Source organism: Acinetobacter higginsii (genome assembly GCF_000369845.1).
In the GTDB taxonomy this organism is placed as follows: Bacteria; Pseudomonadota; Gammaproteobacteria; order Pseudomonadales; family Moraxellaceae; genus Acinetobacter; species Acinetobacter higginsii.
In genome coordinates this window covers 400,379-424,663 of record NZ_KB850211.1, presented here as the reverse complement: position 1 = coordinate 424,663, position 24,285 = coordinate 400,379, and the positions used below count along the sequence as shown (strand labels likewise).

Sequence of the window (24,285 nt, the reverse complement as noted above, 5' to 3'; positions counted from 1 at the left end):
CTCAGGGGTACTTACTCCATCGCGAATAAATCCATTTTTTGCTGAGTCACACAGGATGCAATCGCATCACCCACTTCATAGGTCTTGGCAGTTCCACCGATATCAGGCGTTTTCGGGCCATGCACCAAAACATGCTCAATCGCCTGCATAATCTCTTGTCCTGCCTGAATCACCTGCTCATCTCCATCTGCCAAGAAATCTAGCATCATGGCACCCGACCAGATCGCCGCAATTGGGTTGGCAATTTGCTGGCCGTAAATATCTGGTGCTGAACCATGTACAGGTTCAAACAAAGACGGGAATTTACGTTCGGGGTTAAGGTTAGCCGAAGCCGCCAAACCAATGGTGCCCGTACATGCAGGTCCTAAATCCGATAAGATGTCACCAAATAAATTCGATGCCACCACCACATCAAAGCGCTCAGGCTGTAGAACAAAACGTGCTGCTAAAATATCAACATGCTGTTTATCTGCCTTGATCTGTGGGTAGTGTTTTGCCATTTCATCGACACGTTCATCCCAGTACGGCATGCTGACTGCAATGCCATTTGATTTAGTCGCAGCTGTGATTTTTTTAGCCTCACGCTGGTCCGCAAATTCAAAGGCATATTTTAAAATACGATCGACACCATGACGGGTAAACACCGCTTCCTGCAACACAAACTCACGATCGGTGCCTTCAAAGGCTTTACCACCAATGGCAGAATATTCACCTTCACTGTTTTCACGCACCACATAAAAATCGATATCGCCCGGTTGTTTGCCAGCCAGTGGACATTTCACCCCAGGCATTAACCGAACAGGGCGTAAATTCACATACTGATCAAAACGACGACGGAACTGCAGCAATGATCCCCATAGTGAAATGTGATCAGGTACCTTTTCAGGCCAACCCACCGCACCAAAGAAGATTGCATCATATTGCTGTAAGACTTCGAACCAGTTATCCGGCATCATTTTGCCGTGTTCAAGGTAATAATCACAGCTGGCCCAATCGAAGCTATCCATTTGAACTTGAATGCCATATTTGTCTGCTGCTGCCTTTACAACCTTGATGCCTTCTGGTAGAACTTCTAAACCAATCCCATCACCCGCAATCGTGGCAACTTTATACTTTTTTGCCATAACGCTCCCTTACACCTTTGGTTAATATCCTTAGCTGTAAACATGCTGTTTTCGACAGCAATGATCAATAAGAAAACTATCACCCCAATGGACACGGATCGTGAATAATCTACCTAACCTATCGGATTTAAAGGTTTTTTGCACAGTCGCCAAACGCAAGAGTTTTGTCGATTCAGCTGAGGAGCTGGGTGCTTCACCTGCATTTATCAGTAAACGCATCAACATTTTAGAAACCAATCTGAACTGTAAACTGTTCCATCGCAGTACCCGTCATGTCAGTTTGACCGAAGATGGCAAACTGATTCTGGATCGGGTCTCCAATATTTTGGATGAATTTGATGAAATCAGTGAGTTGGTGAATAACCCCTTAAGTACGCCCACAGGTCATCTCGACATTGTCAGTAGCTTCGGTTTTGGCCGTAAACACGTTGCACCAATTCTGTCTAAATTGATGACCATGTACCCCAAACTGGAAATTCAGTTTGATACCATCGACAATACCAAAGACCTGATTCAACACAGCATTGATCTGGATATTCGCATTGGCAACGACATTGCCCCGAATATGATTGCCAAAAAACTGGTATCGAATTTCCGGATTTTCTGCGCTGCACCCAGCTATTTACTGCAACAAGGGATGCCTGAAAGTCTGGAAGATTTACGCAACCACGATTGCCTCACCATCAGTGAACGAGATCAGTCTTCAGTATTGTGGAAATTACGTCATCCTTCAGAAGATCGTTCGGTACATGTCACGCCACGTTTTATCTCCAATAATGGCGAGATTATTCACCAGTTGGCGATTGAGGGACAAGGCATTATCTTACGTTCGATTTGGGACGTCGCAGATGAATTAATTAGCGGTCAATTACAGCATATCTTGCCTGAATACTGGCAAGATGCTGATGTATGGGCGGTCTATCCTTCACGTTTAAAAAGCTCGTCTAAATTACAGACCTGTATCCTGTTTATTCAAAATGAACTAATTAACCGTTTACAGCATATCCAGAATCTAAGCCGTGGTCAGTTGATCCAACCAATTGAGCCGATCAATCCTAATACGGAGAAAGTATTTCTATAATCGCGCTAAGCTGCCTGCTTTATTTTTTCATCCACATCATGCACATTAGCAAGATCATGAATTAACAGGCAGCTTATGAGCACGGCAATATTTGGCCTTATTTTACTTGCAGCGACATGTCATGCCACATGGAATGCCATTGTAAAAGCGGGTACAAATAAGTTTTTAACCACGGTACTGGTCACTGCATCCGCAGCAGTTTTAGCCGCACTACTGCTGCCCTTTTTCCCGATACCGCAACGCGAGAGCTGGCCTTATATTTTGGCCTCAACGGCAATACAAATTCTGTATTTTGGCATGGTGGCTAAGATCTATCGCATCGCCGATATGGGACTTACCTACCCGCTAATGCGCGGCACTGCACCATTGATTGTGGCCGTTTTAGGCACCTTGTTATTGCACGAACAACTACAATTCAATGCATGGCTAGGCATCATCACCATTTCCGTCGGCATTTTATCGATGATTTTGGCTGCGCCCAAAACGGGACGCAAAGGTATCGGTCTGGCCTTAGTCAATGCCGTGCTGATTGCGGGTTATACCTTGCTGGATGGTCATGGCGTTCGCCTTGCAGGATCAGCCATTGCCTATATCCTATGGAGTTTCGTGCTCTCAGGGCTGATCTTTTTTATGTTTGCCCTGAAAATGCAATATCGACAGATGGGTTCGTATTTTCGCCATAATTGGCATTTAGGTTTAATCGGTGGAATCGGCTCATTTTTCTCTTATGGCTTGGCACTTTGGGCGATGACACTTGCACCTGTTGCAATTGTTGCTGCACTAAGAGAAACCTCGATTTTATTTGCCACGCTGATTTCCATCTTTATTCTAAAAGAACGTATTAATGTGGTACGGATTATCTCCTCATGCATCATTTTAATTGGTGCTTTGATCTTAAGAACCGCCTAAAGCAAAAAAGCCAGTCTATCGCAAACAGACTGGCTCATTTTCAACGCTGAGTTTAGAAATAATAACCCAATGATAAATAGAATAATTTATTCCATTGATTGCTCTCGCCTTGTGCCAATCCATCTGCGCCACTGCCCGTCATTGGGTCATTGCGACTCCAGATATATTCCCCCTGTATGCCGACTTTTTTATAGTTAAAATATAGACCTGCGATTAAGCGATCTGAATCTTGATAGCCTGCTTCATCTTTATAAAAACGGCTATACGAGACATAAGGTTTAATATTTTCTAACTGATGAAAAGGCTTGGCAAAGGTGTAGTTAATTTCATTGGCTATATATTTGCCTTTGTTGGCCACTTGATAAGGATAGTCAAATGCGCCAATGGTCGAACTTTTTGGTAAAAGATCGTCTGCATTTTTAATGTCCTGCTCTCCTGTCAAGAACAACCATTGCCATGCCTGATAATTGGTGGTGCTAAAAATGCTCCATGTACTACGATGCCCATCTTTATTGGTACGGTTATTTTCCAGTTCCGAATACCAGTAAGAGCCACCAATTTCCGTGGAGAAATTCTGCGATTGATCGATATCAAACTTTCGGGATAAGCGTGTCACCCACATATTCTTTTCATCAATATCGGTACCTTGGGTCAGATCGTCTGCCCGCACAAAGTTACCGCTATAGCGACTGGAATCCTTGGAGGTACCTTTGTAGTTGCCGCCATCAGTCGGATAAAAACCGAGAATGAAGTTATACAGATTGTCCTTAAACTGGTACTTCACCCCAAGATTTTGAATGTCTTCCAGTCCTACGGTATTCAGCAAAGTTTCATAATAACTATTGCCCCAGAGTCGTCCAAAGCCGAAATCAACCGATTGAAAACCGACTGTCAGTCGTTGCTGATCTGAAAACTTATAGCCTGCCCAAGCATCTTTTAAAAACAGTGCATCACATAAGCGGTCATACTGGTAGCAACGTACATCCATCGATGCAATCCAGTTCGGGTTTTCATAACTCAAGACCGCCTTGATATCGGCCAATCGCCAGTCATCATTTTTGGAGCCTTCATTGGCTTCGACAATATAGTCTTTATGGATATAGCGGGTACGGATTGCGCCCGTCAATTTCAGTTCACCCGCTTGGGTTTTCGGATCACCGATACTGAAATCGGCGGCCAAGACTGGCATATTTGCCAAGACACCCATTGAACTCAAGAGAAGCAGTGCTTTTTTCATTGTTGTACGTCCTTGTTTAACCTCATAAGAAAATGAAGAAATTCATGCAGACAAACAACGCTTAAACTATAAAGTTGGTCTTTACGGAGTGTGTTTAATGGAACAGGATTAAGCTCAGACAAGTATGGAATATCCTTTGTAGATAGATAAAATCATCAATAATTGATTACAACCAAAAGAGCATAACTGAGCTTATAACTATCGTAGAACCAAAAAAAATAGATAACTTAATATAAAACCATAACTTTTTATGCTGCTCTACCACACTCATAGCCGAGTTGAAATCCAAGCCATAGAATAGTTTTCTGTTTTCAAAAAAATTTTTTAAGCTCTTCTCAGAAAATAAGAAAATTATATTAACAAAAGTAACACTTAAAATTACTGCTTCAATATTAGCAACGTCCATTGATTTGTTCTTATACAAGTTACCGTAAAATATACTTTTTAAAGACTCATTACGATTCACATACCTTGCAGCTAATTGGTGAAAAATAGCCCACAACACAACCGACAATAATAAATAAATCACTAACAAATCTTTAATTAACATAAAAAGTATCCATAAAAGCACAGTCCCATTATGTTAAAAATAAGAGACAATATAGTTTAAAATCAGCGTTAATTGTAAAATTAATTAAATAATGCCTATCAATTATTGTTAAAAAAAGGAATTAACATTAAAATAAGCTCATTTAAATTCCAATAAAAGCTTAGATTTAAATGAAAAATACTTTAGTTTTTACATCACTTATCTTCTTGATTTCATGTGGCAATTCACAACAAAACCCCATATCAAATACAAATAATACAGATGAAGAAAACGTGTACGTCTATGATCAAGAAACAAATAAAAAATTAAAACAAGCAGAAGATTTGATCAATAATGACCAATATAATAAAGCATTTCCGATTCTAGTAGAGCTTGCTAAACAAGGAAATCCAGTTGCTCAGAATGATATTGGTGTTGGTTATCAGTATGGTTTTAATGGAATAGCTGATGAAAAGAAAGCAATTGAATGGTATACATTATCAGCAAATCAAAACTATGCACCAGCATTACACAATTTAGGTCTTTTAGAGTTTAACAAAGCCAAGAATGATAGTGACTATAAAAAAGCTTTAGATTTTTTCTTAAAAGCCGAAAAACAAAACCACTATGAATCAATATCAACAATTGGTATTTTTTATAAGAATGGTATTATCTTTCCGAAAAATCTAAATAAATCTATTGAAAAATTCAAAATTGCTGCTGAACATGGTAATGCTTCTGGTCAATTTAATTTAGCTCAAGCTTATTATTATGGTGAAGGTGTTCAACAAAATTTAAAAAAAGCTTTAGAATGGTATGAAAAGTCCTCTGAACAAAATTATGAGACTGCATCAATCCAGTTAGCAAATTTATATGCAAACGGTAAAGGTATATCGAAGGATTTAGGAAAAGCTATCAACTTACTCGAACCAATAGCAGAGGATGGTAATGCTACTGCACAATATAATCTTGCTATAGCCTATAAAGAGCAAAAAAATGAAAAGGAATTTTTACTCTGGAAAAGTAAGTATGAGCGTAATCCCAATAAAACTGAATAAAGCTTATAATAAGAACAATTTAGTAAATCTTAGGCTCTAAATATATTTTCTCATCAACCACTAGTTTAGACTTTTATTCACAACCTATAGTCTCTTTACATTTAACTCTCCAAAAATTATATTTTTCTTTATTATTTATCGATTTATAGTAGAGTCTAATATTGTAAATTGCATCTGGATCACCCTTATCAGCCATTTCACTAATAGCGCTTATAGCTTTCTCAATATTTTTCTCTACGCCATATCCTTGATAATATGATGTTGCCAACTGAATTTTTGCAAAATCATAATTTTGCTTTGCAGACTCATCATACCAATAGAAAGACTTTTTATAGTCTTGTTTAACTCCCTCACCATAAAAATACATTTGCCCTAAGTTGAATTTAGCATCAGGGTTCCCCAAATCAGCTGCTTTTTTGTAATATAAAAAAGCCTTATTTAAATCTTTATCAACATAATCCCCATTATTATACATAATACCCAAAAGATTAATAGCTGGCGCATAATTATCACTTTCTATTTTCTGTAATATAGACAAAGCTTCAGCCGAACTCCCATCCTCTAGTTTCAATCTACTAATATTGTACATTGCAGGAACATAATTATTATTACCCGCTTCAGCATAAATTATACGTGTTTAAGTTTCTTACAATTCTTTATAGTTCCTTTTATTTTTATAACTATTTGATAAATAATAATTGATGTTCCTTTTAGTTCTTTTTAGTTTGTTTTAATTCACAGTAAAAACGGGTAATAATACGGGTAACATTTACTATGACTACCTGTAATGGCTGCTGTAAAACTATCAGATGTAAAAATTAAAACCTTAAAGCCTAAAGATAAGGTTTATCGGATCCTTGATGCTGATCGACTCTATATAGAGGTGCGGCCAACAGGTGCAAAGGTCTGGCGTTTTAAGTTCGTCTTTCAGGGTAAAGAGTCATCGATGAGCCTGGGCGAATACCCGTCTATTAGTCTGGCTGATGCTCGTACATTGAAAGATGAGATGCGGGCCAAATTAGCCAAAGGGATCCATCCAGTCGAGGATCGAAAAAATATAAAAGCACAAGCTATGGCCGAAACTTTAAATACATTTGATTCAATTGCAGCCGAATTCAAATTAAAACGAATGGGATCTAAATCAGAAATATATCAAGAGAAATTTGACGTTGCTTTAAAAAAAGATATTTCACCTATTATTGGAAAAAAGAATGTAAGTGATGTGACTGCAGCTGATGTTCTTAAAATTTTAAACAATACTGTCGATCGTGTTGTAAAAGAATCAAATGGTAGATTTACTGGCGCATCTGCTGCGCTTGAGAATAGAAGATTCCTTGGGGCTGTGATTCGGTATGCTATTGCAACACTACGAGCAGAGAATGACCCAACATATGCTGTTCGTGATGTAATCAAAAGACCACGCGTCAATCATGCGCGAGCATTGACTAAAGAAGAACGGTACAAGGCTAGATCAAGTCTCCCCAAATACAATGGAACTCAAACTGTAAAAAATGCAGGTTTTATTCTTTTATATACGATGCTACGTGCCGTTGAGATACGGAAGATGGAATGGTCATGGGTAGACTTTGAGTCAAAATTAATTACTTTCCCCATAGAGGTTATGAAAAAAGCTAGGGTTCATGTGCTACCAATCTCTGATCAAGTCTTAAATATTTTAAAACAACAATATGAAATTTCAGGCGATGAAACGTTGGTATTCCCTGCTATTTACAGCAAAAAAAATAACGGCATGCTGGCAAAAGAAACACTAAACAGTATGCTTGAGTATATTGGTCTTAAAGGTGTAACTACACATGACTTTAGGGCTACAGCATCCACTTTGTTGTATGAAAAAGGATATGAGGAAGCTTGGGTGGAAAAACAATTGGCTCATTCTGAATCTAACAGGACTAAAGCTTCTTACGACCATTCTAAGCATTTAAAACCTAGGCGTAAGATGATGCAAGATTGGGCTGATATTGTGGATAGTTGGAAGGATTAAACAACGACATGTTTTGTCGCTCACCTCTTTATCCACAACCATTTAAATTTGAATTCAGATTGATTCATAATTATGCTTACTTGATTAAGTTACATAATCAAGTGAGCTAAAAATGGGTATTAAGTCAATTGCATTTGAACATCAAGAGTTTCCACTAGAAGATTTCCAGCAAGAGTCATTCGATGATGTATCTCAAGACGTTAATTCTGATTTTAGCCAAGATCTAGGCTTTGATGAAATTGCACAATATGAAGCCCCAGAAGTTGTAAAACCTCAGAAGAAGCGGTGAAATTATGAGACTTCACTATCTTAAAAAAGGAAATTTGTATTTGCACATTCAAACAGATCTGTTTGAGCAACATGAAGATTATTCAGATATTAGCGGAATGTTTAATCAACATTACATTTTTTCTGAAAAGAAAGAGGGATCTATGGAATTTCAAACGAAAGTTGCAGCGGAACGGTATTTGTTCTTGAATAAGAGGAAACTTAAAGGTTTTACTGTTGTTATGGAATAAAAAAAGCCCTTGGTGATATCACTAGGGCTTACGCTATGCACCCAACCAAATTATCTTTATTATTTTTAAGTATCGTGAAGGGTAAAATTTCAACACTACAAGTGTGATGAATATCACAATATACAACTATAGATTTTTACCACGAAAGTTTCGTTGTTATCTTTCCTGCACACATTGGAGGCATACCGAGATACTTACATTTGTTTTTATCGAGTGTGCAGTGCAACCAGGTAAAAGAAAAATGATGCAGACACTAAACAGCAATGAACTGATAGATCGACTGCATCGGTGAATTACTTTTTTAAGAACAGCTCACGTTCTGCGGCACGGCGGCGCACTAATCCCTTCATTATCTTTCCACCGCCCTTATTCCATACCAGAAACTGATCCGCAGCAGCAGTAAACTTATTGGCATTCAGAAGTTCAACCAGTGTTGAGGTTTTAAATGCTTTTTCGCCTATGTTATAGGCCAGCGATACAAGTGCATCAAATTGATTCTGATTCACAACAACAGTTAAAGCACTGTTAACAGCATTTTCAAAGCGCTTTAGATCATGAGCAAAGTATGCTTTAGCCTGATCCATAGTGCATACATCACCCTTTTTGACTTTAACACCATTAGGATAAACAGTTGTGCCTTTGCCAATGGTCCACACCCCAACGCCGTCATCGTATGCATTGAGTTTTATATCTTCAAAGCTTGTTATTAAATCAATGCCCGTTTTGCTAGTAAGCATGCTGTTAGTTTGAAACCCATCAATTACTTGATTGAGTTTGTTCACTTGCGGCTGAGTAAGTTTACCACCTAGTAGATCTCGAGCTGCATCAAAAAATGGTTTTCGATCCATTTTACTTTCCTCTTGATATGAAAAAGCCGACTTGAATTAAGTCGGCTTAAGAACGTTAAATTTAAGGCATTAAAAAACCTCCCGAAGGAGGTTTCTTTTTACGAAGCTTTTCGTAGTCGAGAATTTTTTACCATAATTTTCATATCCCCTTTAAGAACATCTCGTAAGCTGCCAGTCTTAGCGCAAGCTAAGCTGAAGCAATTAGCAATTAGTTCATTAACTTTTTCATTTTTAGTATTAGTTAATTGAACATGCTTTTGTAATGAAATAATACTCATGGTATTCCACCTATGCTGGTTAACGGTTATTTGCGACGAAAAGCAAGCCAACGCTTGCCTTCAAATTCTACAGATAAACCTGCCTTGTCTAACTCTGTTTGCACAGATTTTGCAGCTTGATGAAGCAGTTGCAAGAATGATTGACTAATGTCAGTACGTGCATAAATTTTGGTAGCACTACCAGAACTGTCTGCATGTTGCAAGAATCTTTGAACCAAGAAGGTTAAATATTCTGCATATTTCGCATCATAATCTGAATTCAACAAACTATCAAGTTGGGGACTTATATAAATATCGAAAATCTTTAGTGTCAATTCACGTCCACGGCGATGATATCCAACCTCAACAATGATGTTTGGATGCTCACAATCTTCGTCGCAAATACCAATAAATGTATTGAGGCTTTCTCTTTTTAAATAATCACCAAATGATTTACTAACCTGTATATGCTCAAAAAATTGCTCATTCAGCTCAATTAATTCATCATCTAAGTTTATGGCAATTCCGCAATCAATCCAATTCCTTGATGTAGTTCTTAATGATTCTTCGTCGAACAAAAAAATGTCCAATGTTTATTCCCCTAATAGTAGTTTTGCTTACGGAAGATAACAAAATATTATAAAAACATAAAGTAATAAATAATTTGAAATATCCACCATTTTTATAAATATTTTACTATTCACCAAATACCATTAGGATATCCACAAACCGCCCGAAGGCGGCTGTTTAATATTGCGATCTAACTGTCTTTATCTTTTTTCTTTTCTTGCTCTGAACTACCGAAATAGAAACCGCAAGCGGTTGTCATTGCCCCTGCAATAAAACCCAAGGCCGTGTTTATTAAGTTGCTGTTTTCCCGTGGCATATCAACAAAGAATAATGCGATTACCAGAACAAACATTAATGCAACTAAGGCAAAGGCCAGATAAGCCCGCGTTTGTTCACTTGTCATCAAAATCCCCTTTTATCCGTTCTTTCGTTTGCTCATATTGCTTCTTACGCAATTCGTGAATTTCCTCTGCTCGCTTGTCATCACGCCGTTTAAAGTACAACGTCATAAAAAAAGTGATTACACCGATAAAGACAGAAAACCATACTGCCCAATCTACACTTGCTGCATACGCTGCCACTGATGTCACCCCTGATACATAAGGTATTTTTGGTACTACTGTTGCTGCGATTGTGTTTGTAGCAGCTTCAACCGCGCTTGCTGCTTGTTCTTGCATTTCCTGTCTCCAGAAATAAGAAAGCCTCCATTTATAGGAGGCTAATTATTTAGATTAAAATCTATGTTTTATGCTTCAGATGTACTTTGAGTAATCTGATTTGAATAGTTCCACGTTGTTTCTTTCCATACGTCTCTCGCTGCGACACGGATATAATATGGCGTTGTTGCTTGTAAGCCTCCTATGGTGGTGGTTAGTGCTGTTCCTGTCCAAGACGGCGCTGTTGTGGTTGGATCAAAATCAGCTGTAGCACTCAACCAAACAGCATAATCTTTAAGATCCGGCACATCACTTGGCACCCAGTTGATCGTGATTGAATTAGCATTAGATGCGGTATAAATATTGCTCAATACAGGTGGTACCGGATTGCTAATACTCAACTCAGCAAATGTGCTTAAATTAGATCCTCTTTTACTGGCCACTCGAATTGTATATGCACGTTGAACACCGTCTACCTTAGCTTCTTCAATTGAATAACTATAATCCGTGTTAGTGGTTTCAACCTCTCGCAACTTCACACCATTGGACCATATCTGAACAATATAACTATTTGCCCCAGCAGTACTCTGCCATTGGACTTTAAATGAAGTCCCCACAAATGGTGATTGAAGCGATAGGCCAATCACACCAGATGGCCGCCCACCGTTTAACGTGTAGCTATAAGCAGTAACTTCATCCAGCGTTTGTTCTTTCTGTTCAAGTCCATTAAAGCTGGTGTACTTCAAATAGATCTGTTTCCCAATAAGATTGGTATTAAAGCTATATTCAAAGATTGCCCTGTCCAGACGTATAAAGCTTTCCCCTGCGTTGTGATTTTGAGCATCATTAAAACGCCCACGCAAAACATCACTTAATGTGTACAGTCCGGATCCATTCAAAGTGGCTTCTTGATAGTTAAAATACTCGTCACCCACTTTGCATATCGTTTGATCTGTTTGAGCATCAAGCAAGGTACCGCTGAATAACTGACTGGCTGTATTTAACTGAATCTGCATGGATGTAGCATTGGCGCTTATTGGTGCAACTAACTGACCATACCGGGCTGAACCATACACTGTTCCAATCAGTTCGTATGTGGTGTTATCAAGACTGGCCCATACATTACAGCCACCCCAATTTAAGCCACCAGACACCGCCATCCAGACTTCATTCTTACCATCAGTCATATCTAGTGGCGGTTCAAATATAGCCGGTGCATTTACATTACCTGGTTCTTCATTACCACCTTGATAACCATTAGATGCCTGCAGATCATATTCAATTGCAGATCTAGAACCCTCTGCCAGTTCTTCAGCTGTAATCGTGAGTACACCATCGTCATCCTCTTCAACACGGGTGATACGAACTGCAAACTGATCTAAACCTAATGAAACATCCGTGATAGTCACAATATCCATAGGTTCAAGCAGGCAGTACTTCCACCCTAATTGAAACTCGTATTCATTACGAACATATAGCAAACGCTGTAACCGTAGTTGAGCCACGTGCCTGGCAATCTTTGGCTCACAAAAAAATGTTAGCTTTTGTGGCTCTTCCGATCGCAAACCAAACATTTCAATATTGGCTTGATCTTTGGCTTCGACCGTTTCCGTGTTGTACTGGTTGTATCGATTGATGTACTCAATCTGGACGTGATTATATGCATCTGTGTCCCGACTACGGCGAACCTTAACAGGCTCATCTTCACCAAGAAAATCATCATCATTTAAATGGTAAACAGGGCTGAGATCTGGCGTAAACGTTACGCCGTGGCCAGTCAATGCGGCATCACCAAAAGACTTAATTTTTAGCCCATCGGGGCTTGGTACCACAGCACAATTAACAGACTCAACGATCTCATTAATAATCTCATGTGCTTCTCGTTGCTCTGTGAAGGCGGGTGAAATTAAAAGATTGGCTGCTCGGCAATAGGTCCTAAACTCGTCCAAATTGGAAATGTTAAGGCTTGGTGCTGCACCATAGCGCGGATTGCTGATTAAGTCCTCTATCACATCTGCTGGATTGGCATCATGAATAGTTGAAGATAGTGTAATTGTGCTAATCACTTCAAAATTATGATTAGACAGACTGGCACTACCACCCAAGTCATAGTTTGCTGCAGCAACATAACCAAGAAACGGATAATTCAAAGCCTGGTTGGGGTGAGCACTCGAAATATACCCCCACATCGGATTGTTATTTCCATCAAATAACTCAAAGCCAAGCTGATCGATCGGCTGAAGAATTACACCACCCTCTTGCTTGGCCACAAGCTGATCCTTGTCCACCCATATCATGCCGATATCTTGAATCTGGTTTTCACACAAACCAAGCATTAACGAAGCACTATATGTATAGGTTGTATTCTTGGTTTTAGTCTTGCCGCCTTTACCACCGGATTTTGTCGTTGTGGTATGGGCGATTGCTTTAAAATCGCCATACCAGAACATATTCGCGGCTACACGGGTTTTTCCATAAACCAATGGCTGACACAATCCATAAGCTGATTGTTGGATCCGCATTGAATTAATGCGGGTATCTGACATGCTGATTGTGGTACTACCAAACACTCCACTCATTCTTTCAGCCTCTTCATACGAAAAAAGCCCGCGCAACGGCGGGCTAAACTTCCTTTTGTACCATCCTGCAGGATGACGCCTAAATGGATATAGGAATGGATAATAGTGGGCCATTCCACAACAATTGCACCATGACTGATGCATTTGCCAAAATGATATAAAACCAGATCACCAGGTTGAGGTTCTTCCACTTCATAACACACGCTAAGGACATGTTCTAAATAGCGCTGTCCCATTTGGTGCATGTGCCAATCTGGTGGATAAGGCCGCGGATCTAAATGATCCATCAGCCCTACTTTTTCAAAAACCTCACAGATTAAAGTGCCGCAATCAACACCAACGCCTTTAATGCGACCTTGGTGATGGTACGGCGTGCCGAGCCAGGTCATGGCCTCGTCAACTGCTTCAAGGTTTTTCAATTAAATAGACTCCAGAAACCCTTTGATTTTATCCGCCATCACCCTTTGGCCTGCTGCATTAGGATGTAGCCCATCTGGTGGATGCTGACCATCATCAGCAGTGAAATAATATTCATTTGCGGCTTGAACCCACACAGGTAAGCTGCTTGCTTCATATTGATTTAAAACAGGCAACGAATAGTGTTTAGCGTATTTTACAAGCATGTCGCAAATGTCTTTAAGTGTGAAACCCAGATTATTTGGTGCCGCATTACTTCCCCACTGAGTCAAGGTTGGTAATGGCGTCAAAATAGCAATTTTGGTTAATGGAAACTTTGTAATTAGTGAATTAATTACATAGTTCATTCGTCCGGATAAGGTTTCGGTGTCAGTACTTAAAAAATCACCCAAAGGAAAGTTTTTTCCAAAATCATTAACACCCCAAAATAATGTAATTAAGTTAGGCTGCTCAGTAATTGTATCGGCAACATTAAGGCGATTCCAAAATCCAGATCCACTAACACCACGGTTATAAATAGTCATTCCACCAACATCTTCGGAAATATAATCGTGGTAATTTTTACTTGCTCTAAAATTAGGTTCAGTAATTGAGTCGCCGATAGTTGTCCATATTTTACCTGTTAGCTTGTTTAGCGTAGATGCCGCAATAGAGGAACCATTTAGCTTATTAATTTTTCTGGAAGTATTGGAAGCAGGATTTGTGGTTATTGAAATAGTATTTTCAATATCCAAATTGAGTGAGGGTAGCTTAACAGTGAGTAAGGCATATTCGGCAAGGCTATCAACTGGAATAGTAAATGTCTTATAAGTAGAGCTGATCTGGGTCAGTGTAGCTAGTCCAAGGGTAGGGCCAATATCCATGCTTGCATTATCTCGTAATGCGACCGCAAAAATACCTCCGCGTAAATCCGGTGCTTTAATGTGATATGTAGTCCCCTTTCTTACTTTTATTTGAGTTAATACTGCACCAGAAGCTGTAGCAATATTTGCTGTATTCACATGAACATATACATCACCTTTATTAGTAGATTTGTCATATAAGTTGCCTATTGACTCAATATTTTCACTCGTTAAGGCGGTATTTCGCAGTTGCTGATCGATTAAATCAGCACCGTTGATCTTAGTTGCATGTTTATCTATTGCTTGAATATTATTTGTAACGTGCAGTGTGGAAATGAAGTTAGAATTTGCAAGCTTAATATCAAATGCCAGATACCCAACTTCTGTTACATCAACTTTTAAAATTCCTGTACTAACGACAGTTCGAGTCAAAATCGCAAAACTAGATGCGTTAGCATTCTTAGAAAACCCTACTGGAAAAGAACCGGCTACAAGATTTGTCCCATAATTTTTGAAATAATATGAACCAATACTTACTGGTATTACAACATAGGCTGTTGCAAGTTGAGCTGTAACACCCCCCTGTGTATTAATATATTTATCAGCAACTAATGGAACACCAGTTATTAAGTTATTCTGATCGTAACTAATAGAATTCCCAAATTTACTATCTGTATAGTTTGAGGATGCATTTAGGCCTTTGGCCACATCTTGGGTAGTCCATGATGACCAAACCCCAGAACTCCATCTGCGTAAAAATGAATATTCATGTGTATCATAACGCTGATATGTTTGATTGTTTGATGCCTTAATAACAGTGAACCAGCCACCAGATACAATTGGGAAATTACGTTCCAAAGCTGCATAACCTGAAGTTGGTGCAAACCACACGCCAGATTCTAAAAAATTATTCAGATCAGCTGTTTGTTCTAAGATTACGGGCTTAAAAAATTTATTAGCATTAACGAAATTTATGGACGCTACGTTTTCTACTAACAACTTTAAAGCTGCCTTAAACTGAGCTTCAGTGGTACTTGGGTTGATAAATTCATCAGATGTAGGTATTTCGGCCATTTTATTTTTTCCATAAAAAAAGCACCCGAATGGGTGCTTGGCAAAATGAATAAGAAGTTATTTAAACGGATGTCTCAGGAACAGGAACAAAAGGTGCACCACGAAAGCGGGCTCGGTTGTTAAACCGGTTTTGGCAGGTTTCCAGTCGTTTATCACAGCCTGGATAAACTTTGATTGCTTCACCAATGGCGGGCATTTCCAAAAGTGGTAAAGTAAGTAGCAAGGCCCCCGACTCATGCAATCGAACTGTACGTTTAATCCCCCGATTAACGCCGTGAGTAAACTCAACTACGCCTTGAGTAAACCATCCTTGTGGCTGATTTAACGTGCATATAATGCGGCTCGGTGTGCTGTTTGCTTCGATTGCTGTATTGACCACATATGCTGAACTCAACAAGCCACACCCGCTATCAAATAGCGTATTTAAACAACTCGGCTGGTAAAGATTGCGTGGCATTTTGACATTCAGAATATCGGTATCGGAGGCGGCATTAACGCGGATCTGGTTGCGGTCCATTTCTGGTTCAATCAAACTACCTTCAAATAATGTGATTGCACCAGCACTGGTATCAGTTGGAGTATTCATATCCATAAAGACACGTTCCAGTTTGAACCGAGCCCCATCCAGTATACCGTTATGAAATGCCTGAACTATGGGTACATCACTAAACAGCGTATCGTCATTTACCATGATTGTGACCGATAAGCTGTCCACCTCAATACCAAGATTTTGGGTGATGCCTTCACGCTCTATGATGGGACCATCTGAACGATATAACTGCCCTGCTATTGTCAGATCAAAATCATAATTGGTGTATCGGTACACATCACCCTGAATGGTTGTGATGGTATATAGATCAGCCATTAGAAACTGATCCGCATTTAACAGTGCAATAAGTTTTGCTGAGGCCTGTCTCATATCTTATTCCCCAAGGATCCAACAAACTCAACCTTGCTGGCCTTCCAAAGTTTTTTCATGAAATTCACATATTGCTGTTCGTCCTCCTTAAACCGGCAACGATAGTAATAAATACCTTTGATATTGAGCATCTGACCAACACCCAATGGAGTAGATAAAACCACCTTGCCATCGGCAGTAATTTGCGAAGAACTGTTATTCCACATCAATGTTTGATCGTTGGCATTCCACATAAATTTAGAACTATTGGCATTCCACATCAAAGGATTTGTTGGTTGTGATGTCGCCTTGGTGTTTCCGATTGGCAACTGTAACTTATGCATTTGCTTATACAGTTGATAATTTGTGGTTACGCCATCACCGACAAAAGTACAATCAAACTCAAAATCATCTGGCATTTGAAACAAGAAAGAATCGAAGGCACCACGGCGGGCCAGAAAAAAACTCTCAAGAATCTGGAACTCTTTTCTGTTCTTATTCTCCCTGAGGAAGGCATAAGACATAGAGATCTCATACTTTGGTACCGCCTGATAACTGGCCCGCAGCTCACGACCATTGACGGAGGTCATGATCTTGGTGTTAAAAGTAGGTGTCTTGGTCAGATCCCACTCTAAACCGGGTAATTCTGGAAATAATTCATTCGACATGCTTCATCCTTATTTACCAAAGTTACGGTTATAGCCCTTTAAGCCACCTGCCAATTCACGCCCATGTTTTTTCATGAAACGTTTTAAGTCTCTTGAATCCCATGCTTGAATGTTGATTGACTGCGGTGCACCGACATCTGCATAAGCTATATCAGGATTTTGACCACCACCCGCCATAGATTTACCTAAGGCACGAATAGTATTCGCATGTTGCTTAGGTAATACCATTTCCTCTTCATGCAACTGAGTTACTGGATTGACGCCAGATGGAATGTCATAACCACCACGGGCAGATTTGATTTTGCCAGCCAGTCCACCAACCAATGCTAATGCAGACGCACCTGCAGCAATTGCAAGCACAGGACCCACATAAGGAATTGATACCATGGCTTTAAACGCCCCTGCCATCGCTTCCCATGCATACATCATGATTGACTTGATTGCCTCGCCTGCTTTTAACCCTAATCGCGCAACTACACCCATTCCGGTTGCAGCGGTCTTAGTGGTCTCACCCGCTACTACTGCAGTGGTTTGTGCCGCTTGGCCAGCAACCTCCATGGTGGTTTCAGCCTTAATAAAACCCATACGTACCAATAACCGTTGAGCTAAACCTTTTGCATAAAGCTTAATAGGCTCACTAATCATTTTCTGGATAAAGAAACCAGCCATATCAGTTAAAACAGCATTGGTTGCATTACGCCAGGTTAAGGTGCCATTCATCATGGCCTGTATGCCTTGGTCCCATAGGTTAGACATACGAGATGTAAAACCGCCAAACATAGTTTCAAAGTCTTTAATCTGAGCTTTATTGATTAACTCAGGGGTTTTAAGATTTGCAACTGTTTTCTCTGTATCTAAACCAGAAATATTGTTGAGAATCTGATTTTGATTACCCTGCTTTCCAGACTTTTCACTCATCTGATTTTCCAGATCAAAACGTTCCTGCAAACCTTGGCACTTCAATGCGCGTAATCTATCTTCAGCCTCTTTTTCTAGCTGATACATTTGCACATTTGAAATCTTTTTGGCATCAACGGCAGCTTGTATTTGCTCCATTTCAATTTCATAACGACGTTGGGCTGCAAGTTGCTCATTCTCTATCCGTTGTTCTTGGAGTTTTTTTACCTCCTCAAATTCCTTGACGCGTAAAGCTTTGGTTTTATCGCTGGCCTCCTTTTCAGCAACAATTTTAAATTTAGCCTTTTCAGCATCAGTAGCTTTTGATTTCTCAATTTCGCTTAAGGCTTTTTTCAGATCCAGTGCAATCTTTTCCTCTTCAGTTGCGTACTTATATCGAATATCAGCAAGAGCCTTGGCCTCTTGTTCAGCTGCTCGTTGTTTCGCCTTAGCATCGGCATCCGCTTTTGCCTTAGCTGAAGATCCACCAGATCCACCTGCGTTTTTAACACCGGTACCAATGCCAAGGTTCGGGTTAAACGTTGGTAAGGGCGCTTGCATAGTTTTGGGACGATTTGCAGCTGGGAAAAATAAATTAGTAAGTTGATCATTACCTTTGGTTGCAGATTGAACTGATTTATCTCTGAATGAGCCCCAAGAGTTTTGGGTGGTCATAACACCTGCATTCCATGCGTTCTTGGCCTCAGTAGCTCGATTTTTCATCTGAGATGTATAGCGATCTGTTATAGACCCAATCTGTGATAGCCCACTTTCCCAAGATGCTTTCGCACCAGAAAAATTAAAACTCAGAACGTTACTGACCACATTACCAAATGATTGAAATTTCACCGACAAAACATCTAATCCATATTGGATAGTGTCTCTAAATCCTCCAAACACATTGATAACTGTATTAATGGCAATATTAATTGCCTGACATACAGTTGATACAACCGCCCGGATTGCTGCAAATGCAATCTCAATACTGACTCTTAAACCTACTGCTACAGCAGCAAATCCTTTCATTGCACCAGAAACCAAGTCCATAAAGGTTATTTGTGCAATTGCACCATCACTAATATCTGCTGTTAAGTCACTCCATATGTCAGAAATCAATGTAAATACTGATTGTACAATTCCAAGCAAGTTTTCAAAAATCGTAATAATTGCTGTTACGGATCCATCAATTTCTTCTTTGACTCTCGCAGCAAAATCGAGAAACATGTTGACTAGTTCAGTTAATATTGGTGCAGCCTGTGCAGCCATATTATTCAATACACCCTGCATTGTTGCCTGAACAATTCCAAGTGCAGAACTAAACTCTTTTGTGGCGCGAATGGCTTGCTCGTCCATCACCAAACCTAGGTCATGCGCTTGTTGAGAATATTCTTTTAGTTTTTTGGCATTATCTTCCAACAATGGAGATAATAAGGTTGCGTCATCTGCTAATTTCTCCATTTGCGTAGTAATTTCGGCTTGAGAAAGACCCGCTTTTTGTAGAGCATCATAATATTTACCAAGAATTTGTGGACCTGACAGCCCTTGAAACTCTCTGGCAGTAATACCGATCTTTGGTGCAATTTTCTCAAAGAAGTCGGCCATTTCCCCGCCGCCAGTAAGCATGAATTCACCAAACTTATCATTTACATCCTTCATGATGTCTGACAGTTTATCTTGCTCAACTGAAACTTTCTTTGAAGCAAAAGCCCATTCTTGAAATTCTTTTGTTGTTGCGTTGGCCAAACGAGCTTGGCTTTCCAACTCTTTTGAGGCTTCACCAACTTGATTGGTTAAATTTGCCAAACCAATCATTGCTGTTCCTACAGCTGCAGTTATACCAAGCCCGACCATAGCAAAACTACGGGTAAAGCTTGCTGAGATTGATGTTCCAACTTCTTCAAATCTTGTTGTGACCAGTTGAGATATTGAATCTACACTACTTCTGAAGCTTGAGAAATCAGGTACAAAATCAATATTCCGTCCTGTGTCCTCAATATTGTCTGCCGCATTATCTACGATTTGCTCAGCATCATTCATGCCTTGTTCGAGTTCTGAGGTTCTGGCGCCAACACGCACCTCAACACGATTGTCTGCCATTTGCTTTTCCTCGGGCAATAAAAAACCGACCTAATAAGGTCGGTTGTAGAAACCATTAATAAACTTTTGTTTTATATAGGCTACATTCGTTAAAAATGTACCATTAAAAGTTTTGAATTACATAACAACAATATCTGTTATTCCACAGCTAGATGATGCTGCCTGACTATGAATGAAGCCCATATTAAATTCTTTCATTTTTTTAGTTTCTCCAGCTTTGACAACTTCATAAACTACACGTTTATTACTGTCAATTTTGGTACCACTATTTGATGAATGATCGCATTCAACTGTAAAATCTTTTATATCTTTCGTTCCATTATTTTTGATTGTCATATCGATCATCATAATGTTACCAAAACCGCCTTTACTCCAATCAAATTTAAATTCTAGATCTTGAAGTGCCTGTTCTTTTGGTGATAATGCAGGTGCAGTTGAAGCGGTATTTCCATTAGAACCATTACCACCGCCAAGCATTGCGCCAAAAACGCCAAAAACTACTAAACCTAAAATAATCCAAGTGAGAACAGATGTGGGCTTTTTAACTTTTGCTCCACAACTTGGGCAAGCTTTTGCTTGTGTGCTGACTTGTACCCCACATTCTTTACAATTAATTAATGCCATTTTTTAAAACCTAATATTATTAAGGGTAAAAATGCATTATACATTTAAATAAAAAAACAGGATGGTTTATTAACCACCCTGGGGGAAATTATTCAGAACCTCCATCAGATCATCTTCATCATCTGTGATATCTGATATAGGGGCATTATCTTCAATCCCCATAAATGCTTCTAAAATACGGCAAAGCCTTTGAACACCAATATTTGCGGGAGGGTATTCTCGTTGATACGCATTTAGTGCTTTGAGCCTAATTAAATCGACCTCATCTCTGACATAATCATAATCACGCCCTAATGTAAGCACCAAATGGGTATACAACTCCTCCCAATCTATTCCCCCTGCTGGTCCTCTTTAACCTCTTTGCTTTGCAATCCAGATACCGACATTACAGCACCCATTACCTCTTCTAATTGGTCCATATAGATGAGATCTGCAACATCATCACGGGTGATGTCGGGATAATTCCGTTTCAGTGATTTATGCGCCACATCGATCACCAAACCAACATCAGAGGGCTGAAAACCTTGCAAGGCAGGTAAAAGCTTTTCAATCGCCCCCAAAGATAACGGCGCAAACATTAAGGGTTTGCCGTCAATGACAATCTCTTGGCCACGTGGATTATCAACTTGTTTAAATTGCATCTACTGTTACTCCGATAATGTTGCTTTGAATACACGACCAAGATCATCGGCCATAGGTTGAAATTCAAACTCAGGGATATCGTAATCATCCTGCTTTGAACTAAAACCAAGCTTATTACTGACATTCCGGAAAAATTCCATGCCCATAAATTTGCCTTTGTAATCACGCTGCAGGTTTACGGCAAACTCTGGCGTATAGCCCATATCCAAGTTAGATACTGTGATCTGCTTTGCCCCTGCTACGGTTGCCGAGTATTTAAAGCTGATAAATACCGTTTTACCTACGTCTGCAGTAGCAAATGTATAAGCGCCTGTTGCTGCATCAACACTGTATTGCCCTGTGGTTGGTGCACTAGCTACGCGCTTCATTGGCACCGCTTTTGAATCAGTCACACCTAAATCTTTAACGTACGTTCCGGCATTTGGCACCACCGGAGTAACCAAGCCACCTGCAGGAATAATTTCGCCGTTAATAGTTTGCGCAATAGTCTCGATACCACCCTCAGCAATTACACCACCAAAGAAAATCGAATTAAGCAATGCGCCATTGATACGGCCAAAACTTGCCTTACACTTAATAGAACCTTTACCACGTGCTGCATCTACAGCAAATTGGCCGCGGCCAAATAGTTCTTTTAAGTCATAACTGATATCGACTGATACCGATTGCAGAACCCCTACCTCAACAGGCGTGGGATTGCTGATCGGCTGACCATATACATCTTGAATTGGTGTGGCAAAGATCTTGCCAGCACCGAATAAATACTGAGCCATTATTTTGACCTCTCAAAAATGACAAAACCGCCAAACGGCGGTCATTGAATGAATTGTGTTTAATTGGTTGTGAGGATACGGACAGGAATAATTGCAATTGCCTGGTCATCAAGCATATTCTCAACCGCTTCATATACTTCAATTGTTCCGTCAATCCAACAATGCTCAACCAATCCTCCTAAGGTCTGGTATTCACACATTTCAGGGTAATCCGGTTTAATTGCAGCACGCACACGATCGACAAATACATTTAATTGCGCTGATGGTGGTTTTTCCTTATCCGCTTCATGGATATAGAGATATAACTCAGCAGCAAGCTCTATCTTTGCATTTAAGCCTTTTACTGGTCCCTCTTGTTGGTTGCCCTGAGTAATAAACAATGCAGGGCGCTCAATGGGGTTTACATGTGTGAAATGACGTAAACGGCGGCTGATCGTCACCACCCCATCAACATGGGTACTCAATCGATCAAATAACGCTTGATATATTGCTTCACTATCCACCTGCTATACCTCTTTGAATTGCGGCATCAATATTACGTGGTGCAATCCGACCAATCATGTCCAGTGAATCACGCATAAAACGCAATTCCCTAAATCTGACATTTCTAGAATGCGCTCGGACGCTGATCTGAGTTGGTGATATCGGTTGACCAAAAGCTTGTTTAATCATTCGCAAGTGTGCTTTAACGCCCACTGAACCATTTAAACCAAACTCATGCACAAATGCATAAGGAACCAATGCACCGCCTGCACCAACTGTACCCTCGATCCAGTCTTTATCTTCGTCCACCTTGGATGAAACAGATCCACGCAAGCGACCAGATTGAACCTTTAGCCTTTGGCCACTCAACATATCTTCCTGAATGGTTCGCTGCAGCCTTAAAGTAAGAGCGTTAATCGTGCGTCTTATTTCAAATCTAATGCGATCATTCATATTGTCAAAATTGACATGGACATCAACACGAGTATCGCTCATAGCTTTTTACTCTTTTGCTGCAGCAGTAGTTTTTTTGGTTTCGACCGCTTCAACATAACGTTCAAAACCCAAAGGCTTGAGAAACTGGATAATGTCATCCTGTGATTCAACAACGCCGTTATTAACTTCCAGATCTTGGCCAGCAATAGCTAAGGTAGTTGCTTTATATCCTGGCGGTGCTTGATATTTAAAACGCATGTATATTCTCCTACACAACAAAGGCACCAACGCCCAAACGGTTTGGATTGGTGCCTTTATCATCAATTGGAATGGAATTTTTTAAGGCAAGGTAACGCTGGCCATAGATACTCTGATCAAAGAAGGTTTCTTTTTGCGATCGTGAATAACTCACACTCTGGCCCGCAATGGTCATGCTGGATGCGTTTAAAAACGCACCACCGCCTTTGCTATTGGCTTCAACTTTAAGAATATGCGCTGCATACAGACCTACAGCACGTTCTTTAAGTGCGCCAAATTCAAGCTGTGATACGACCAGCTCGGCCTCTTCCAAAGCATCCTGAATAACAGGATCTGATAGGCTGACTAACGCCGTATCATGGGCGAACTTTTGGCGAAACGTTTGTACGTCCATAACGCACCTTATTCCTTGGCTTGTGCCAATTTAGCTTGCAGTTGTTCTTGTGTTTCATCATCACTAAACGTCACACCAAGCTCTTTTAATTCAGCTTTGACAGCATCTAAGGCGGCTTTCTGAGCATCATCTGCTGCCTTAGCGGCATCTGCGGCCGCATCATTCTGCTTGCCTTTACCACCAGTGCTACGTCCACCTGTGCCGCTAGTTGATTTAGACTTGCTTGGCTCATCAATTTCCTGAACATCAATTTCACCCGATTCAATCAAATGCTGCGCGAATTTGTTGTCTTGAAGCTTCTTATGGACATCAGCATCAATTGACGTTGGAACGCCTGCAGGTAAAACAGCAAGACCAGAAAAAACAAAAGCGGCCTGAGAGCCGCTATAGGTATATGAATATTTCATGATGTTTT

30 protein-coding genes are annotated in these 24,285 nt (G+C 40.0%); 6 read left to right on the top strand and 24 right to left on the bottom strand.

From position 1 onward, the window contains the following. Window positions 1-11 precede the first annotated feature (11 nt). Window positions 12-1,124 carry a tartrate dehydrogenase gene (locus tag F885_RS17855; protein ID WP_005312872.1) on the bottom strand — a complete coding sequence of 371 codons (1,113 nt, stop codon included), beginning with the start codon at window positions 1,122-1,124 and terminating at the stop codon, window positions 12-14. A 100-nt stretch (window positions 1,125-1,224) separates the two neighbouring features. On the opposite strand from F885_RS17855, the gene F885_RS17860 reads away from it, so the two are divergent. Beyond that, window positions 1,225-2,205 (top strand): LysR family transcriptional regulator, encoded by a 981-nt coding sequence (locus F885_RS17860; RefSeq protein WP_005312869.1) that lies wholly within the window; start codon window positions 1,225-1,227, stop codon window positions 2,203-2,205. Between the two features lie 75 nt (window positions 2,206-2,280). Then, window positions 2,281-3,114, top strand: coding sequence for a DMT family transporter (locus F885_RS17865; RefSeq protein WP_005312866.1), 834 nt, complete (start codon window positions 2,281-2,283; stop codon window positions 3,112-3,114). A 52-nt stretch (window positions 3,115-3,166) separates the two neighbouring features. On the opposite strand, the gene F885_RS17870 is transcribed toward F885_RS17865, so the two are convergent. Together F885_RS17870 and F885_RS17875 are read right to left on the bottom strand one after the other, a co-directional pair. Then, complete coding sequence (locus F885_RS17870) at window positions 3,167-4,351, bottom strand: porin (protein WP_005312863.1); 1,185 nt, start codon at window positions 4,349-4,351, stop codon at window positions 3,167-3,169. Window positions 4,352-4,517: 166 nt separating this feature from the next. Then, the gene (locus F885_RS17875) at window positions 4,518-4,901 is read right to left on the bottom strand and encodes a hypothetical protein (RefSeq protein WP_005312860.1); all 384 of its coding nucleotides are present in this window, start codon (window positions 4,899-4,901) and stop codon (window positions 4,518-4,520) included. Between the two features lie 170 nt (window positions 4,902-5,071). Here F885_RS17875 and F885_RS17880 point away from each other — a divergent pair, with 170 nt between their 5' ends. Beyond that, window positions 5,072-5,938 carry a tetratricopeptide repeat protein gene (locus tag F885_RS17880; protein WP_005312856.1) on the top strand — a complete coding sequence of 289 codons (867 nt, stop codon included), beginning with the start codon at window positions 5,072-5,074 and terminating at the stop codon, window positions 5,936-5,938. 73 nt (window positions 5,939-6,011) lie between these two features. Here F885_RS17880 and F885_RS17885 read toward each other — a convergent pair whose 3' ends face one another. Then, window positions 6,012-6,527 (bottom strand): tetratricopeptide repeat protein, encoded by a 516-nt coding sequence (locus tag F885_RS17885; RefSeq protein ID WP_005312853.1) that lies wholly within the window; start codon window positions 6,525-6,527, stop codon window positions 6,012-6,014. 198 nt (window positions 6,528-6,725) lie between these two features. Here F885_RS17885 and F885_RS17890 point away from each other — a divergent pair, with 198 nt between their 5' ends. From F885_RS17890 to F885_RS17895, 3 genes are all read left to right on the top strand, one after another. Beyond that, window positions 6,726-7,940: a tyrosine-type recombinase/integrase gene (locus F885_RS17890; RefSeq protein WP_005312850.1), complete on the top strand. Its 1,215-nt coding sequence runs from the start codon at window positions 6,726-6,728 to the stop codon at window positions 7,938-7,940. A 112-nt stretch (window positions 7,941-8,052) separates the two neighbouring features. After that, entirely contained in the window at window positions 8,053-8,229 is a 177-nt protein-coding gene (locus F885_RS20970) for a hypothetical protein (protein WP_005312847.1), read from the top strand. 4 nt (window positions 8,230-8,233) lie between these two features. Then, window positions 8,234-8,458 (top strand): hypothetical protein, encoded by a 225-nt coding sequence (locus tag F885_RS17895; RefSeq protein WP_032858899.1) that lies wholly within the window; start codon window positions 8,234-8,236, stop codon window positions 8,456-8,458. Between the two features lie 293 nt (window positions 8,459-8,751). On the opposite strand, the gene F885_RS17900 is transcribed toward F885_RS17895, so the two are convergent. From F885_RS17900 to F885_RS17995, 20 genes are all read right to left on the bottom strand, one after another. Continuing rightward, window positions 8,752-9,306, bottom strand: a complete 555-nt coding sequence (locus F885_RS17900; RefSeq protein WP_005312842.1) for a lysozyme — start codon at window positions 9,304-9,306, stop codon at window positions 8,752-8,754. 98 nt (window positions 9,307-9,404) lie between these two features. Continuing rightward, window positions 9,405-9,584: a hypothetical protein gene (locus tag F885_RS17905; protein ID WP_005312839.1), complete on the bottom strand. Its 180-nt coding sequence runs from the start codon at window positions 9,582-9,584 to the stop codon at window positions 9,405-9,407. Window positions 9,585-9,610: 26 nt separating this feature from the next. Then, window positions 9,611-10,141 (bottom strand): hypothetical protein, encoded by a 531-nt coding sequence (locus tag F885_RS17910; RefSeq protein ID WP_225761670.1) that lies wholly within the window; start codon window positions 10,139-10,141, stop codon window positions 9,611-9,613. Between the two features lie 182 nt (window positions 10,142-10,323). Further along, a complete protein-coding gene (locus F885_RS17915) occupies window positions 10,324-10,536 on the bottom strand; it encodes a hypothetical protein (protein WP_005202208.1) in 213 nt (70 codons plus the stop codon). After that, complete coding sequence (locus F885_RS17920) at window positions 10,526-10,810, bottom strand: phage holin family protein (RefSeq protein WP_005312832.1); 285 nt, start codon at window positions 10,808-10,810, stop codon at window positions 10,526-10,528. The genes F885_RS17915 and F885_RS17920 overlap by 11 nt, the downstream gene beginning before the upstream one ends. Window positions 10,811-10,878: 68 nt before the next feature. Continuing rightward, the gene (locus F885_RS17925) at window positions 10,879-13,368 is read right to left on the bottom strand and encodes a phage tail protein (RefSeq protein WP_005312830.1); all 2,490 of its coding nucleotides are present in this window, start codon (window positions 13,366-13,368) and stop codon (window positions 10,879-10,881) included. Further along, window positions 13,365-13,787, bottom strand: coding sequence for an NlpC/P60 family protein (locus F885_RS17930; protein WP_005312828.1), 423 nt, complete (start codon window positions 13,785-13,787; stop codon window positions 13,365-13,367). Before F885_RS17930 ends, F885_RS17925 begins: the two co-directional genes overlap by 4 nt. Next, window positions 13,788-15,701: an SGNH/GDSL hydrolase family protein gene (locus tag F885_RS17935; RefSeq protein ID WP_005312826.1), complete on the bottom strand. Its 1,914-nt coding sequence runs from the start codon at window positions 15,699-15,701 to the stop codon at window positions 13,788-13,790. It abuts the gene before it with no gap. Window positions 15,702-15,762: 61 nt separating this feature from the next. After that, complete coding sequence (locus tag F885_RS17940) at window positions 15,763-16,620, bottom strand: DUF2163 domain-containing protein (protein WP_005312824.1); 858 nt, start codon at window positions 16,618-16,620, stop codon at window positions 15,763-15,765. After that, on the bottom strand, window positions 16,617-17,267 hold the full coding sequence (locus F885_RS17945; RefSeq protein ID WP_005312822.1) for a DUF2460 domain-containing protein: 651 nt from the start codon (window positions 17,265-17,267) through the stop codon (window positions 16,617-16,619). Before F885_RS17945 ends, F885_RS17940 begins: the two co-directional genes overlap by 4 nt. A gap of 9 nt (window positions 17,268-17,276) precedes the next feature. Further along, window positions 17,277-20,261, bottom strand: a complete 2,985-nt coding sequence (locus tag F885_RS17950) for a hypothetical protein (RefSeq protein ID WP_005312820.1) — start codon at window positions 20,259-20,261, stop codon at window positions 17,277-17,279. A gap of 117 nt (window positions 20,262-20,378) precedes the next feature. After that, window positions 20,379-20,885, bottom strand: a complete 507-nt coding sequence (locus F885_RS17955; RefSeq protein ID WP_005312818.1) for a zinc ribbon domain-containing protein — start codon at window positions 20,883-20,885, stop codon at window positions 20,379-20,381. 69 nt (window positions 20,886-20,954) lie between these two features. Then, window positions 20,955-21,188 carry a hypothetical protein gene (locus F885_RS17960; protein ID WP_032858896.1) on the bottom strand — a complete coding sequence of 78 codons (234 nt, stop codon included), beginning with the start codon at window positions 21,186-21,188 and terminating at the stop codon, window positions 20,955-20,957. Window positions 21,189-21,214: 26 nt separating this feature from the next. Beyond that, a complete protein-coding gene (locus F885_RS17965) occupies window positions 21,215-21,526 on the bottom strand; it encodes a hypothetical protein (protein ID WP_005312812.1) in 312 nt (103 codons plus the stop codon). Window positions 21,527-21,532: 6 nt separating this feature from the next. Next, window positions 21,533-22,300, bottom strand: a complete 768-nt coding sequence (locus tag F885_RS17970; protein WP_005312810.1) for a hypothetical protein — start codon at window positions 22,298-22,300, stop codon at window positions 21,533-21,535. A gap of 59 nt (window positions 22,301-22,359) precedes the next feature. Then, on the bottom strand, window positions 22,360-22,803 hold the full coding sequence (locus F885_RS17975; protein WP_005312808.1) for a hypothetical protein: 444 nt from the start codon (window positions 22,801-22,803) through the stop codon (window positions 22,360-22,362). Then, complete coding sequence (locus F885_RS17980) at window positions 22,796-23,278, bottom strand: hypothetical protein (RefSeq protein ID WP_005312806.1); 483 nt, start codon at window positions 23,276-23,278, stop codon at window positions 22,796-22,798. Before F885_RS17980 ends, F885_RS17975 begins: the two co-directional genes overlap by 8 nt. Window positions 23,279-23,284: 6 nt before the next feature. Further along, window positions 23,285-23,476 (bottom strand): hypothetical protein, encoded by a 192-nt coding sequence (locus F885_RS17985; RefSeq protein WP_005312803.1) that lies wholly within the window; start codon window positions 23,474-23,476, stop codon window positions 23,285-23,287. 10 nt (window positions 23,477-23,486) lie between these two features. Further along, the gene (locus F885_RS17990; RefSeq protein ID WP_005312800.1) at window positions 23,487-23,870 is read right to left on the bottom strand and encodes a DUF4054 domain-containing protein; all 384 of its coding nucleotides are present in this window, start codon (window positions 23,868-23,870) and stop codon (window positions 23,487-23,489) included. 8 nt (window positions 23,871-23,878) lie between these two features. Further along, window positions 23,879-24,277, bottom strand: coding sequence for a hypothetical protein (locus F885_RS17995; protein WP_005312797.1), 399 nt, complete (start codon window positions 24,275-24,277; stop codon window positions 23,879-23,881). Window positions 24,278-24,285 lie beyond the last annotated feature (8 nt).

Excerpts from the sequence above, each read along its gene's own strand:
- F885_RS17895 (WP_032858899.1), top strand. The coding sequence starts at position 8,234 with ATGAGACTTCACTATCTTAAAAAAGGAAATTTGTATTTGCACATTCAA.
- F885_RS17905 (WP_005312839.1), bottom strand. The coding sequence starts at position 9,584 with ATGAGTATTATTTCATTACAAAAGCATGTTCAATTAACTAATACTAAA.
- F885_RS17980 (WP_005312806.1), bottom strand. The coding sequence starts at position 23,278 with ATGAGCGATACTCGTGTTGATGTCCATGTCAATTTTGACAATATGAAT.
- F885_RS17940 (WP_005312824.1), bottom strand. The coding sequence starts at position 16,620 with ATGAGACAGGCCTCAGCAAAACTTATTGCACTGTTAAATGCGGATCAG.
- F885_RS17900 (WP_005312842.1), bottom strand. The coding sequence starts at position 9,306 with ATGGATCGAAAACCATTTTTTGATGCAGCTCGAGATCTACTAGGTGGT.
- F885_RS17965 (WP_005312812.1), bottom strand. The coding sequence starts at position 21,526 with ATGCAATTTAAACAAGTTGATAATCCACGTGGCCAAGAGATTGTCATT.
- F885_RS17875 (WP_005312860.1), bottom strand. The coding sequence starts at position 4,901 with ATGTTAATTAAAGATTTGTTAGTGATTTATTTATTATTGTCGGTTGTG.
- F885_RS17870 (WP_005312863.1), bottom strand. The coding sequence starts at position 4,351 with ATGAAAAAAGCACTGCTTCTCTTGAGTTCAATGGGTGTCTTGGCAAAT.
- F885_RS17935 (WP_005312826.1), bottom strand. The coding sequence starts at position 15,701 with ATGGCCGAAATACCTACATCTGATGAATTTATCAACCCAAGTACCACT.
- F885_RS17855 (WP_005312872.1), bottom strand. The coding sequence starts at position 1,124 with ATGGCAAAAAAGTATAAAGTTGCCACGATTGCGGGTGATGGGATTGGT.
- F885_RS17885 (WP_005312853.1), bottom strand. The coding sequence starts at position 6,527 with ATGTACAATATTAGTAGATTGAAACTAGAGGATGGGAGTTCGGCTGAA.
- F885_RS17950 (WP_005312820.1), bottom strand. The coding sequence starts at position 20,261 with ATGGCAGACAATCGTGTTGAGGTGCGTGTTGGCGCCAGAACCTCAGAA.
- F885_RS17890 (WP_005312850.1), top strand. The coding sequence starts at position 6,726 with ATGGCTGCTGTAAAACTATCAGATGTAAAAATTAAAACCTTAAAGCCT.
- F885_RS17995 (WP_005312797.1), bottom strand. The coding sequence starts at position 24,277 with ATGAAATATTCATATACCTATAGCGGCTCTCAGGCCGCTTTTGTTTTT.
- F885_RS17920 (WP_005312832.1), bottom strand. The coding sequence starts at position 10,810 with ATGCAAGAACAAGCAGCAAGCGCGGTTGAAGCTGCTACAAACACAATC.
- F885_RS17880 (WP_005312856.1), top strand. The coding sequence starts at position 5,072 with ATGAAAAATACTTTAGTTTTTACATCACTTATCTTCTTGATTTCATGT.
- F885_RS17865 (WP_005312866.1), top strand. The coding sequence starts at position 2,281 with ATGAGCACGGCAATATTTGGCCTTATTTTACTTGCAGCGACATGTCAT.
- F885_RS17955 (WP_005312818.1), bottom strand. The coding sequence starts at position 20,885 with ATGGCATTAATTAATTGTAAAGAATGTGGGGTACAAGTCAGCACACAA.
- F885_RS17990 (WP_005312800.1), bottom strand. The coding sequence starts at position 23,870 with ATGGACGTACAAACGTTTCGCCAAAAGTTCGCCCATGATACGGCGTTA.
- F885_RS17925 (WP_005312830.1), bottom strand. The coding sequence starts at position 13,368 with ATGAGTGGAGTGTTTGGTAGTACCACAATCAGCATGTCAGATACCCGC.
- F885_RS20970 (WP_005312847.1), top strand. The coding sequence starts at position 8,053 with ATGGGTATTAAGTCAATTGCATTTGAACATCAAGAGTTTCCACTAGAA.
- F885_RS17945 (WP_005312822.1), bottom strand. The coding sequence starts at position 17,267 with ATGTCGAATGAATTATTTCCAGAATTACCCGGTTTAGAGTGGGATCTG.
- F885_RS17915 (WP_005202208.1), bottom strand. The coding sequence starts at position 10,536 with ATGACAAGTGAACAAACGCGGGCTTATCTGGCCTTTGCCTTAGTTGCA.
- F885_RS17985 (WP_005312803.1), bottom strand. The coding sequence starts at position 23,476 with ATGCGTTTTAAATATCAAGCACCGCCAGGATATAAAGCAACTACCTTA.
- F885_RS17970 (WP_005312810.1), bottom strand. The coding sequence starts at position 22,300 with ATGGCTCAGTATTTATTCGGTGCTGGCAAGATCTTTGCCACACCAATT.